Raw genomic sequence first — 12,673 nt, 5'->3', positions numbered from 1 at the left:
TTATAATCAATGAAATTTGTAGATGTAAAATGAATTTGAAAAAAAAATCAAATTTTAACAGGGAAGATTTCGTACAATCATTTTTGTTTTAATTATATTTCGCTCAAAATTTTAAAAAACCAAAACAAAAAACCAAAACAAAAAATGAAAACTAAAATTGCCCTTTTATTTATTTCTTTATTTACGCTTATTTCTTGTAGTAGCGATGAAACCAGTCCTACAGCACCATCAGCCCCTTCTGCCGTTAATGCAGTATTAAATGCAGACACTGTTAATTTAACTTGGTCGCCAGTTGAAGGTACAGGAATTACATACAATGTTTATAAAAATGGCAGTGCTGTAAAGATTAATACTGTTCCGCTTACGGAAGCAAAATTTACCGATGTTCTTAAAGCCACTGGGGCTTTTACATATACAGTTACAGCTAGTTTAAACGGTTTAGAAGGTGCAAAATCTGTAGTTTCTGAAAAAATAATGCTGGAGCTTCCAAAAACACAAAATATAGAAAGAAGTGATAAGTACAATATTGTCAAATATGAATACTCTTATACTTATGATACGTCAAATATTACCAAATTGGCAACAGTGATAGTTAAATATAGTAATACGAATGTAAAAACTCAAACTACAACTGTTTTAAATACAATTACTAAATATACATATTCTGGAGATTTAATTACAAAATCTATGAATTATAGTGATGATAATGTTTTCAAAGGTTCTACGGAATATGCATATAATGAACAGAAAAAAATTATAAGTGGAACAAGAAAAAATCCTGACGGAAGTATTAGCTATAAAGTTACTTATACCTATAATGTTGACGGAACAATAACTGAGAAATATGATTTGCCAGACTATGGAGTGGGAATTTATACATTTGATAAAGGTAATTTAGTAAAATATAGTATTACCACTCCAACTCCAGGAGAAGAATTTCTTGCCGTTTCAAATTACATTTATGATACTAAGAAGGATCCTTTAGCAGATATTTTAGGGTTTAATCGTTTTTTAATTAACACTGTAAATAATGCAATTAGTTCTTCAACTATTATAACTTCAACTCTAGGGAACAATAGTACAGAATCATCTAAAACTGATTGTACATATGATGAAAATGGTTATGTTTTGACAAAAATGAAAAGTGTTACAATGCCTCCAAACGGGGTAATGCAAACAGAAAAAACAGTTGTGACTTATTATTAATTTAAGTAGTTTTTTAAATAATAAAAGTAAAACAAAAGCAGCTCAATGAGTTGCTTTTTTTGTTTAACGACTTAATTGGTATTTTGAACGTTTTTTTGATTAAAAAAATTAAATAATCTTTAGTAAATGTTGCTTTTTAATATTGATTTGTTGAATTTTGACGTCTTAAATTTAAAATAATCATGAGAGAGATTCATTATATAAGTACTGAAACCATAACTTTAGAAACATTACAAGAGATTTTAGTTAATGACAAAATGCTTGAATTATCTGAAGAAGCAAAAGTTAATGTTCAGAAATGCCGTGATTATCTTGACAAAAAAATGTCGACGCATTCTGCACCTATTTATGGTATCAATACTGGTTTTGGATCGCTTTATAGTGTAAAAATCTCAAATGAAAATCTTTCTAAACTTCAGGAAAACTTAGTAAAATCGCATGCCTGTGGAACAGGAGAGGAAGTTCCTGCAGAAATCGTAAAGATGATGCTTTTGCTAAAGATTCAGTCTTTAAGTTATGGTCATTCTGGAGTACAGTTAATTACATTGCAGCGTTTAGTTGATTTTTATAATAATGATATTCTTCCAATAATTTATACACAAGGTTCGCTTGGTGCTTCAGGAGATTTAGCACCTTTGGCACATTTGTCGTTGCCTTTATTAGGAGAAGGCGAAGTGCTTTTTGAAGGAAAGAAAATGGCTTCTGCCGAAGTTTTAAAACATTTTAACTGGGAACCAATTGTTTTGCAGTCAAAAGAAGGTTTGGCGTTATTAAACGGAACGCAGTTTATGAGTGCTTACGGAGCTCATATTTTAATCAAAGGTTATAAGTTATCTTATTTAGCGGATTTGATCGGAACAATTTCTTTGGAAGGTTTTGATGGAAGAATCGAACCTTTTAATGAATTGATACATTATATACGTCCGCATAAAGGGCAAATTGTAACGGCACAGCGAATTGCTGAATTTTTAGAAGGAAGCGAAATTATTGCTCAAGAGAAGAAACATGTTCAGGATCCCTATTCTTTCCGTTGTATGCCACAAGTTCATGGCGCTTCAAAAGATGCGATTGATTATGTTCGAAAAGTATTCAAAACCGAGATTAATTCGGTTACAGATAATCCAAATATATTTGTTGAAGCAGATCAGATTATTTCAGGAGGAAATTTCCACGGACAGCCATTGGCTTTGGCTTTAGATTTTATGGCAATTGCTTTAGCGGAATTAGGAAGTATTTCTGAAAGAAGAACCTATCAGTTAATTTCAGGATTGCGAAATCTTCCTGCATTTTTAGTTGATAATCCAGGATTAAATTCAGGATTTATGATCCCGCAATATACTGCGGCAAGTATTGCGAGCCAGAATAAACAACTTGCAACTCCGTCAAGTATTGATAGTATTGTTTCGAGCAATGGTCAGGAAGATCACGTAAGTATGGGAGCAAATGGAGCTACAAAAGCGTTACGTGTTTTAGATAATTTAGAGCGTATTTTGGCAATCGAATTAATGAATGCTTCGCAGGCAATTGCTTATAGAGAGCCTTTGAAATCGAGCGATTTTATCGAAATGTTTTTAAGTAGTTATCGTGAAGTTGTGCCTTTGGTTAAAGAGGATAGAATCTTACATTATGATATTGAGAATACAATTTCATTCTTAGACAGTTTTCAAATTGAAAACGATTTGTTAACAATGGCTTAACATTATAGAATATTATTGAAGTAATTTTGCACTATCAAAAATATAAAAATGTCAATAAACAGTATTTTCCAATTTTTAGTGCCGAAAGACAAGAAATTCTTTCCACTTTTTGAAGAGGCTTCAAGCAATTTAATTGAATTAGCATCTAACTTACACGAAGCTGTAAACTTACCATTAAAAGAAAGAGAAGTTCTTTTTCAGAAAATTGATGAATTAGAGCAAAAAGGAGAAGATATTACACGTCAAACTAACTTGGAATTGAGTAGAAACTTTATTACTCCATTTGATAGAGAAGATATTCACACCTTAATTACTTCAATTGATAACGTTGCAGATTACCTTCACGGAGCTGCAAGCCGTATGAGATTATATCAAGTTGACAAAATTACTAAATCGATCAGAAAAATGACAGAAATCAACCTTGAAGCTTGTCAAAATATTGATAGTGCTGTAAAAGAGTTGAGCAACTTGAAAAACATGAAAGTTATTAAAGATTCATGTGCTAGAATTAACAAGCTAGAAAACAAATCTGATAACGTATATAACAAAGCAGTTTTTGAAATTTTTGAAAACGAAACAGACGCTAAAAATATCATTAAATATAAAGAAGTGTTATCTGTTTTAGAATCAGCAACAGATAAATGTAAGAGTGTTGCGAATATACTAGAATCTATTTCTGTAAAACATTCTTAATTCAATTTTTCATTCTGAAGTTATAATTTTATGACGCTACTTATATTAATTATAGTATTAGCTTTAATTTTTGATTACATCAACGGTTTTCATGATGCGGCAAATGCTATAGCGACAGTTGTTGCAACAAAGGTTTTAACGCCTTTTCAGGCGGTTCTTTGGGCAGCATTTTTTAACTTTTTAGCTTATTGGGTTTTCGGATTTGGTGTTGCAGATACTGTTGCTAAAACAGCGCACACAATGGAAATTAACCTGGTAGTTATTCTTGCCGGAGTTATTGCGGCAATCTGCTGGAATTTATTGACTTGGTGGCTTGGAATTCCTTCAAGTTCTTCACATACACTTATTGGAGGTTTTGCCGGAGCAGCCGTTGCGCACGCTATTGCGGTTCATGGTTTTTCTGGATATGTTGGTGAAGACGGAGCTACTCATTACTGGTATCAAATTGTAAGCTGGTACAAAGCTGGAAAAGATGGTGGAATGCCTTCAGGAGTTCTTATTATTATTGCTTTTATTGTTTTAGCACCGCTTTTAGGAGCTTTGGCATCGTATTTAATTTCTATTTGGTTGTTGAATGCTTCTCGTAAAAGTATTTGGCCTAAAATATTTACTGTGGCTTTAATGATTGCAACTGTTTGGTTTGTATATGCACAAATGGTTCCTTATGAAGAAATTATAAAAGATGGTCATAAAGGAAGATTTGATTCTCATTTTTGGAGCGTAGCTTTTGATCCTCATAATATTAAATGGTTTTTAGTAGCCTTTATTATATTAACTGTAAGTGCATTTTGTTTGATATTTAGCAGTTTGAATCTTCATCAGGCTGATGCTGCTTTGAAAAAAATGCAATTATTATCTTCTGCGGCTTTTAGTTTAGGTCACGGAGGAAATGATTCTCAAAAAGTAATGGGTATTATCGCTGCTGCTGTAGCGGTTTACATCAATACAAATCCTGGAGTTCACATGGATTCTTGGTTAGATGTTGTATTGCCAAATGATGATTTAGGAATTAAAGGTGTAATGCCTGGTTGGATTCCGTTAGCTTGTTATTCTGCAATTGCAGCGGGAACTTTAAGTGGTGGATGGAAAATTGTAAAAACAATGGGATCTAAAATCACAAAAGTAAGTTCATTTGAAGGAGTTGCTGCTGAAACTGCTGGAGCATTGACGCTTTATTTTACAGAGCATTTAAAAATTCCGGTAAGTACAACGCATACTATTACAGGATCTATTATTGGTGTTGGATTAACAAAACGTGTTTCTGCAGTTCGCTGGGGAGTTACCGTAAGTTTAGTTTGGGCTTGGATTTTGACTATTCCAATTTCAGCTATTCTGGCAGGTTTGGTTTATTTTGTACTGAGCGTGTTTATTTCGTAAAATGATTATTGTGAAATGTAAATTTCATTTCTTTTAAATATAAAAAAAAGCCGATTTCAATCTGAAATCGGCTTTTTTTTGTTTCTAAGATTAAAAGTTCTGTATGTTTTTACGATTATGTTTTCGTTTAAAATGTGTTTGCTTTAGATTTTTTTCATCTTCAGAAATTATACTAATTGTTCCGTCAATTTCGAGCATTGCCAGCTTTACATTTTTAAAGAATTCTATTCCGTGTTCTCTCATGGCTTCTTTTAATTCGTCATGCGAAATATCTAGTTTGCTAAGCGCTTTGAAATCTAATTTTCCGTCGTGAATTAAGATTTCAGGTTTGTCTAATAATAAATCTCCAAAAAACTTGTATTTGTGAGTCAGTTTTTTGATGATGAAGTTGATTATGAATAATACTAATGCAGCAATTAAACCGCCAGTCAAACTTGTATCAGGGCCAACCATGGCATTCTGAACAGAGTTGCTTATTAATAAAATCAGAATTACATCGGCAGTGTTTAATTGTGAAAGTTCTTTTTTACCGAATATCCGCAAAGCAATCGTCATGAAAAAATAAACGGCGATACTACGTAAAACAATATCTAAATAAGGAAAAGCCATATTTTTTATTTTAAAGTTAAATAAAAAAGCTTTGCCAAAGTTAAAACTTCGACAAAGCTGCTAAATTATTTATACGGAATTAAGTTTAAATGAACTTAATTATAGTTTAAAATTCTTTTCAATTGCTTTAATCATTTCTCCGGCAACGTCTTTGTTTGTGGCACCTTCAATTCCTTCAAGACCTGGAGAAGAATTTACCTCAAGCAATAATGGCCCTTTAGAAGAACGAATAATATCAACTCCTGCTACTTTTAAGTCCATTGCTTTTGCTGCTTTAATCGCGATTTTTTTCTCCTCTGCGGTTACTTTTATAACAGATGCCGTTCCACCCAAGTGAATATTGGCTCTAAATTCGCCAGGCATGGCTTCACGCTGAATCGCTGCAACTACTTTTCCGTCAATTACAAAACAGCGAATATCTTTTCCATTGGCTTCTTTAATGAATTCCTGAACCAGAATGTTTGCATTTAAACTTTTAAAAGCATTGATAACACTTTCTGCTGCTTTTTTGGTTTCGGCCAAAACAACGCCTTTACCTTGTGTTCCTTCTAATAGTTTTACAATTAAAGGTGAACCGCCAACCATCTTGATTAAGTTGTCTGTATCAAGCGGAGAATTAGCAAATCCAGTTGTTGGAATATCAATTCCGCTATTTAAAAGTAATTGTAATGAGTATAATTTATCTCGTGATTGTGTGATGGCTGTAGCCGAATTTAAAACAAATACCTTCAACGCTTCGAATTGGCGTGTTAATGCGCAGCCATAAAAAGTGATGCTTGGTCTTATTCTAGGAATGATTGCGTCGAACTGATTTAATATTTTTCCGCCTCTGTAATGAATTTCCGGAGTTTTGGCGTCCAGTTTCATGTAACATTCCTTGATGTTTAAAAAATGCATTTCATGACCGCGCATTTCACCGGCTTCCATGATTCTTTTATTGCTGTACAATTCGGGATTGCTGGCTAAAAGTCCAATTCGTAAACCAGAACTGGCTTTTTCGGAGTTTTGATATAATTCTTTAAGAGATTCTGGTGTAGGCTGTCCCAGTAGATATTTTTCTTCAGGATCTACTAATACGCGTCCGCTCATGGCTTCACGCCCCAAAAGCATGCGAAAACCCATCGAATCTCGATTTGTTAAAGTCATTTCGATTGGCCATTTTGAATCGCCAATTTTAATGCTTGTCTGAATTACATAACGATGTTCTCTAAAACCGCTTGAGCTTTTTACAATTCTCTTATCCACCAGCGGCGCTTCGCAATGAATGATAGTTTTAATATTATTCTGAATTGGATTAATATCGAATTTTACCCAATTGGCATCATTTTTTATAAAAGGAGCTATGTTGATAGCGTGCATTGCTGAAGTTTTGGCACCAGAATCGACACGAGCTTTAATCGTTGGGATTCCAAGTTCAGGAAATGAGCACCATTCTTCGCTGCCTAAAATGACTTTGTGTTGAAGCATACGTTAATTTTTATTATAGAATTTAAATTCAAAAGTAGCTATTTGCTTTTACTAAAGATAGTGATTTTTGCAAAAAAAAATACCCGTTATGTTATGAAAACGTAACGGGTAAGTTATTTGTGTTATAAATTTTAACTAATTTATTGATTTGTTGGCTCTTCAGCTTTATGAATTTCTACTGATAATTCTTGTGAATCATCTTTTAAATCCATCATGATTTCATCACCAGAATGTATTTTTGAAGTGATGATTTCTTCGGCTAACAAATCTTCAACGTATTTCTGAATTGCTCTTTTCAATGGTCTGGCTCCAAATTGCTTATCGAAACCTTTTTCAGCAATAAATGCTTTTGCTTTGTCTGTTAAGCTTAATTTGTAACCTAACTCAGCAATACGAGAATAAAGTTTTTTCAATTCGATTTCGATAATCAAATCAATGTCAGCTTTTTCTAATGCATTAAATACGATTACGTCATCAATTCTGTTTAAGAATTCAGGAGCAAAAGTTTTCTTTAGAGCATTTTCGATAATGCTTTTTGAGTTTTCATCAGCCTGAGCTGTTCTTGCCGCAGTTCCGAATCCTACACCTTGTCCGAAATCTTTCAATTGACGCGCTCCAACATTCGATGTCATGATAATGATAGTGTTTTTAAAGTCGATTTTGCGACCTAAACTATCTGTCAAATATCCGTCATCTAAAACCTGAAGCATCATGTTGAATACATCTGGATGCGCTTTTTCGATCTCATCTAAAAGAACAACACAATATGGTTTTCTGCGAACTTTTTCGGTTAATTGACCACCTTCTTCATAACCTACGTATCCTGGAGGCGCTCCAACTAAACGAGAAATCGCGAATTTCTCCATGTATTCACTCATGTCGATACGAACTAACGCATCTTCAGAGTCAAATAATTCTTTTGCTAATACTTTTGCCAATTGTGTTTTACCAACACCAGTTTGACCTAAGAAAATAAACGAACCAATTGGTTTGTTAGGATCTTTAAGTCCGGCTCTGTTACGTTGAATAGAACGTGCAATTTTCAAAACAGCTTCATTTTGTCCAATTACTTTATTCTGAATTAATTCAGGCAATTTGGCTAATTTGTTGCTTTCTGTTTGTGCAATTCGGTTAACAGGAATTCCAGTCATCATCGAAACAACATCAGCTACATTATCTTCTGTAACTTCAATTCGGTTGTTTTTAGAATCTTCTTCCCATTGTTCCTGAGCAACAGCTAGATCTTTTTCAATGCGTTTTTCGTCATCACGAAGTTTGGCAGCTTCTTCATATTTTTGTTTTTTAACTACCATGTTCTTCATTTCGCGAACTTCTTCTAACTGACGTTCTAAATCCAAAATTTGTTTTGGAACATCAATATTAGTGATGTGAACACGTGATCCAGCCTCATCCATTGCATCAATAGCTTTGTCTGGTAAGAAACGCTCAGACATATATCTGTTTGTTAGCTTAACACAAGCTTCAATAGCTTCTGGAGTATATGTTACATTGTGGTGATCTTCGTATTTGTCTTTTACATTGTTCAAAATAGCGATTGTTTCTTCAACAGAAGTTGGCTCCACAATTACTTTTTGAAAACGTCTTTCCAAGGCGCCGTCTTTTTCGATATATTGTCTGTACTCATCAAGAGTAGTAGCGCCAATACATTGAATTTCGCCTCTTGCTAAAGCAGGTTTGAACATGTTTGAAGCATCAAGTGAACCTGTTGCTCCTCCAGCACCCACAATAGTGTGAATTTCGTCAATGAAAAGAATAATGTCATCATTTTTCTCAAGCTCGTTCATTACGGCTTTCATTCTTTCCTCAAATTGGCCTCTGTATTTTGTTCCGGCAACTAAGCTGGCCAAATCAAGAGTGACAACACGTTTGTTGAAAAGAATACGAGAAACTTTCTTCTGGATAATACGCAAAGCCAGTCCTTCTGCAATAGCAGACTTACCAACTCCAGGTTCTCCAATAAGAAGCGGGTTGTTCTTTTTTCTTCTGCTTAAAATTTGAGAAACACGTTCAATTTCTTTTTCGCGTCCTACGACAGGATCCAGTTTTCCTTCCTCGGCCATTTCTGTTAAATCTCTCCCAAAATTATCTAACACCGGAGTCTTAGATTTTTTGTTTGACTTATTGGCGGGATTATTAAAACTGCTTTCTTTAAGACTGTCATCTTGTCCTGAATCGTCATTGTATGACTCGTTTCGTGGCAAGTTTTCTAAAAATTCTTCTTCGTTTGGCGTCATGTTTAGATATTGTTCTTTAGCTATGTCATAATCTATTTTTAGTTTATTCAATAGCTTGGTTGTTGGATCGTTTTCGTTTCGTAAGATGCATAGAAGCAGGTGTGCCGTGCTAATCGACGAGCTTTGAAATACTTTTGCTTCAAGAAATGTTGTCTTAAGGGCTCTTTCAGCCTGGCGTGTAAGATGAAGGTTTTTCTTTTCAGTGTTTATCTCAATGCTGTGATTGGCTGGACTCAGTATTTCTACTTTCCTGCGTAAATGATCTAAATCAACTGCTAGGTTATTAAGTATATGAATAGCTTTTCCGTTACCATCTCTTAAAATGCCTAGCATCAGATGTTCAGTACCAATAAAGTCGTGCCCCAGACGTAGAGCTTCTTCCTTACTGTATGTAATAACATCTTTTACTCTTGGTGAAAAATTATCATCCATAATATATAATTCGATATGTAAATTTAATTATTTACTGGTTGAAAAACAAAAATCATACCTATTGAGATCTGCTGTCAGCTAATTGACAAAAAAAATAACAATAAAAGAGTTAAAAAACGCTTAATTTATTAACTAAAAGGCAAAATAAAGTTGTTAATAAATCATTGAAATAAGTGTAAGGAAATAGCTGAAAAAATTTCAAAAAAACGTATCTTGGCACGCTTTGAAACTAATATAATTATTTAAACATAACAACTTATGTCTGAAGGAGAAAAGTTAATTCCTATTAACATTGAGGATGAAATGAAATCAGCTTACATCGATTATTCGATGTCAGTAATTGTATCGAGAGCACTTCCGGATGTTAGAGATGGCTTAAAACCAGTGCACCGAAGAGTTCTTTACGGAATGTATGATTTAGGTGTAACTTCAAGATCTGCCCACAAAAAATCTGCAAGAATCGTAGGAGAGGTTCTGGGTAAGTATCACCCACACGGAGATACTTCAGTTTATGATGCGATGGTTCGTATGGCTCAGGAATGGAGTATGCGTTATTTATTAGTTGATGGTCAGGGTAACTTTGGGTCTGTTGATGGTGACAGTCCGGCAGCAATGCGTTATACTGAGGCTAGAATGCGTAAGATATCTGAGGATATTATGGCAGATATCGAAAAAGAAACTGTTGATTTTCAATTGAACTTTGACGATACTTTATATGAGCCAAAAGTAATGCCAACAAGAGTTCCTACTTTATTAGTGAACGGAGCAACTGGTATTGCTGTTGGTATGGCAACAAATATGCCTCCACACAATTTAACAGAAGTTATCAATGGTACATTAGCTTATCTTGATAATAATGATATTGAAATAGATGAGTTAATTACACACGTTAAAGCTCCAGATTTTCCAACAGGAGGTGTAATTTATGGATACGAAGGTGTTCGTGAGGCTTTCAAAACAGGAAGAGGCCGTATTGTAATGCGTGCTAAAGTTGGTTTTGAAGAAGTTGACGGAAGAGAATGTATCATTGTTACTGAAATTCCTTATCAAGTTAACAAAGCCGAAATGATTAAACGTACGGCTGATTTGGTTAACGAGAAAAAAATTGAAGGTATTGCGAATATCCGAGATGAATCGGATAGAAATGGTATGCGTATCGTTTATATCTTAAAACGTGATGCTACGCCAAACGTAGTTTTAAATACCTTATATAAATATACTTCATTACAATCTTCTTTCAGTGTAAATAACATTGCATTGGTTAAAGGGCGTCCTCAATTGTTGAATCTAAAAGATATGATTCACTATTTTATTGAGCACCGTCATGAGGTAGTTGTGAGAAGAACGCAGTTTGAATTGCGTAAAGCTGAGGAAAGAGCGCATATTTTAGAAGGATTAATTATTGCTTCTGATAATATTGATGAAGTAATTGCGTTAATCAGAGGGTCTAAAAATACAGATGAAGCAAGAGAGAAATTAATCGAAAGATTTAAGTTGTCTGATATTCAGGCTCGTGCAATTGTTGAAATGCGTCTTCGTCAGTTAACTGGACTGGAGCAGGATAAACTAAGAGCTGAGTTTGACGAATTAATGAAATTAATTGAGCATTTGAAAGCTTTATTAGCAGACGTTAATTTAAGAACAGATTTAATCAAAGAAGAATTAATTGAAATTCGTGATAAATACGGTGATGCTCGTCGTTCTCAGATTGAATATTCTGGTGGAGATGTAAGTATCGAAGATTTAATTGCCGATGAAAATGTGGTAATTACGATTTCTCACGCAGGTTACATCAAACGTACAAATCTTACTGAATATAAAACTCAAAATAGAGGAGGAGTTGGGCAAAAAAGTGCAGGAACAAGAGATCAGGATTTCCTTGAGCATATGTTCGTTGCAACCAACCACCAATATATGATGTTCTTTACGCAAAAAGGGAAATGTTTCTGGATGCGTGTTTACGAAATTCCGGAAGGAAGTAAAACAGCTAAAGGAAGAGCAATTCAGAATTTAGTAAACATTGAAAGCGATGATAAAGTAAAAGCTTTCATTTGTACACAAGATTTAAAAGACAAAGATTATATCAATACACATAACCTTGTAATGGTAACAAAACAAGGTCAGGTTAAGAAAACTTCTTTAGAGAAATATTCTAAACCTCGTGTGAATGGTGTGGCGGCTATTACTATTAAAGAAGGCGATGAGTTACTTGGTGCTCAGTTAACAAACGGAGAAAGCCAAATTATCTTAGCTGTTAAATCTGGTAAATTAGTTCGTTTTGAAGAAACTAAAACACGTCCGATGGGAAGAACAGCTTCTGGAGTTCGTGGAATTACATTGAAAGATGAAACGGATGAAGTAATCGGAATGGTTACAGTTGATAAAAATGATATTTCTGAATCACAAATTTTAGTTGTAACTGAAAACGGCTACGGAAAACGTACAAAATTAGTTGACGACGATGGTGAAGATGTTTACAGAATTACAAACCGTGGTGGTAAAGGTGTTAAAACGCTTAATATTACAGAAAAAACAGGTAAGTTAATTTCTATTAGTGCTGTAACAGATGCTGATGATTTAATGATTATCAATAAATCAGGATTGACAATCAGAATGGCGATTGAGGATTTACGTGTTATGGGACGTGCAACTCAAGGTGTTAGATTGATCAATTTAAAAGGAAAAGATTCTATCGCAGCAGTTACAAAAGTAATGAAAGATGACGCTGAGGAGGAGGTTGTTGACGAAGATGGAAATATTGTTGAGTCTGGAATAGAAAGAGTTAAGCCAGATCTTGATGAAGTTCTTGAGGATGACGGAACAGCAGATGACGATGATGACGCTGATGATGTAGTTGAGGACGAAGAAGAAGAATCTGATGAGGAGGAATCTGAAGAATAATAAAAAAGAAAAATTAAAATTAAATATACAAATTGA

The 12,673-nt window shown here is 34.1% G+C and carries 8 protein-coding genes; 5 read left to right on the top strand and 3 right to left on the bottom strand.

Annotated elements, in window-relative coordinates; translation table 11 throughout:
• Positions 1 to 144 precede the first annotated feature (144 nt).
• The 4 genes from ACNFIH_RS04695 to ACNFIH_RS04680 all read left to right on the top strand — a co-directional run bounded on the left by ACNFIH_RS04695 (position 145) and on the right by ACNFIH_RS04680 (position 4,973).
• Positions 145 to 1,206: a hypothetical protein gene (locus tag ACNFIH_RS04695; RefSeq protein WP_426485696.1), complete on the top strand. Its 1,062-nt coding sequence runs from the start codon at positions 145 to 147 to the stop codon at positions 1,204 to 1,206.
• 182 nt (positions 1,207 to 1,388) lie between these two features.
• On the top strand, positions 1,389 to 2,903 hold the full coding sequence (gene hutH, locus ACNFIH_RS04690) for a histidine ammonia-lyase (RefSeq protein WP_426485695.1): 1,515 nt from the start codon (positions 1,389 to 1,391) through the stop codon (positions 2,901 to 2,903).
• A gap of 48 nt (positions 2,904 to 2,951) precedes the next feature.
• Positions 2,952 to 3,596 carry a DUF47 domain-containing protein gene (locus tag ACNFIH_RS04685; protein ID WP_035648449.1) on the top strand — a complete coding sequence of 215 codons (645 nt, stop codon included), beginning with the start codon at positions 2,952 to 2,954 and terminating at the stop codon, positions 3,594 to 3,596.
• Between the two features lie 30 nt (positions 3,597 to 3,626).
• Complete coding sequence (locus ACNFIH_RS04680) at positions 3,627 to 4,973, top strand: anion permease (protein WP_426485694.1); 1,347 nt, start codon at positions 3,627 to 3,629, stop codon at positions 4,971 to 4,973.
• A gap of 90 nt (positions 4,974 to 5,063) precedes the next feature.
• On the opposite strand, the gene ACNFIH_RS04675 is transcribed toward ACNFIH_RS04680, so the two are convergent.
• From ACNFIH_RS04675 to ACNFIH_RS04665, 3 genes are all read right to left on the bottom strand, one after another.
• A complete protein-coding gene (locus ACNFIH_RS04675; RefSeq protein WP_426485693.1) occupies positions 5,064 to 5,582 on the bottom strand; it encodes a DUF421 domain-containing protein in 519 nt (172 codons plus the stop codon).
• A gap of 99 nt (positions 5,583 to 5,681) precedes the next feature.
• The gene (gene rimK, locus ACNFIH_RS04670; protein ID WP_035648442.1) at positions 5,682 to 7,049 is read right to left on the bottom strand and encodes a 30S ribosomal protein S6--L-glutamate ligase; all 1,368 of its coding nucleotides are present in this window, start codon (positions 7,047 to 7,049) and stop codon (positions 5,682 to 5,684) included.
• 140 nt (positions 7,050 to 7,189) lie between these two features.
• A complete protein-coding gene (locus ACNFIH_RS04665; protein WP_426485692.1) occupies positions 7,190 to 9,736 on the bottom strand; it encodes an ATP-dependent Clp protease ATP-binding subunit in 2,547 nt (848 codons plus the stop codon).
• A gap of 258 nt (positions 9,737 to 9,994) precedes the next feature.
• Here ACNFIH_RS04665 and gyrA point away from each other — a divergent pair, with 258 nt between their 5' ends.
• Positions 9,995 to 12,637, top strand: coding sequence for a DNA gyrase subunit A (gene gyrA / locus ACNFIH_RS04660; RefSeq protein WP_426485691.1), 2,643 nt, complete (start codon positions 9,995 to 9,997; stop codon positions 12,635 to 12,637).
• Positions 12,638 to 12,673 lie beyond the last annotated feature (36 nt).

The organism is Flavobacterium sp. 2 (assembly GCF_049949195.1).
Taxonomy (GTDB): Bacteria; Bacteroidota; Bacteroidia; order Flavobacteriales; family Flavobacteriaceae; genus Flavobacterium.
This window is presented reverse-complemented; position numbering and strand designations above follow the sequence as displayed.

Bases quoted from the DNA above. Each gene is read 5' to 3' on its own strand.
- ACNFIH_RS04665 (WP_426485692.1), bottom strand. From the start codon at position 9,736: ATGGATGATAATTTTTCACCAAGAGTAAAAGATGTTATTACATACAGT.
- ACNFIH_RS04685 (WP_035648449.1), top strand. From the start codon at position 2,952: ATGTCAATAAACAGTATTTTCCAATTTTTAGTGCCGAAAGACAAGAAA.
- rimK (WP_035648442.1), bottom strand. From the start codon at position 7,049: ATGCTTCAACACAAAGTCATTTTAGGCAGCGAAGAATGGTGCTCATTT.
- hutH (WP_426485695.1), top strand. From the start codon at position 1,389: ATGAGAGAGATTCATTATATAAGTACTGAAACCATAACTTTAGAAACA.
- gyrA (WP_426485691.1), top strand. From the start codon at position 9,995: ATGTCTGAAGGAGAAAAGTTAATTCCTATTAACATTGAGGATGAAATG.
- ACNFIH_RS04680 (WP_426485694.1), top strand. From the start codon at position 3,627: ATGACGCTACTTATATTAATTATAGTATTAGCTTTAATTTTTGATTAC.
- ACNFIH_RS04675 (WP_426485693.1), bottom strand. From the start codon at position 5,582: ATGGCTTTTCCTTATTTAGATATTGTTTTACGTAGTATCGCCGTTTAT.
- ACNFIH_RS04695 (WP_426485696.1), top strand. From the start codon at position 145: ATGAAAACTAAAATTGCCCTTTTATTTATTTCTTTATTTACGCTTATT.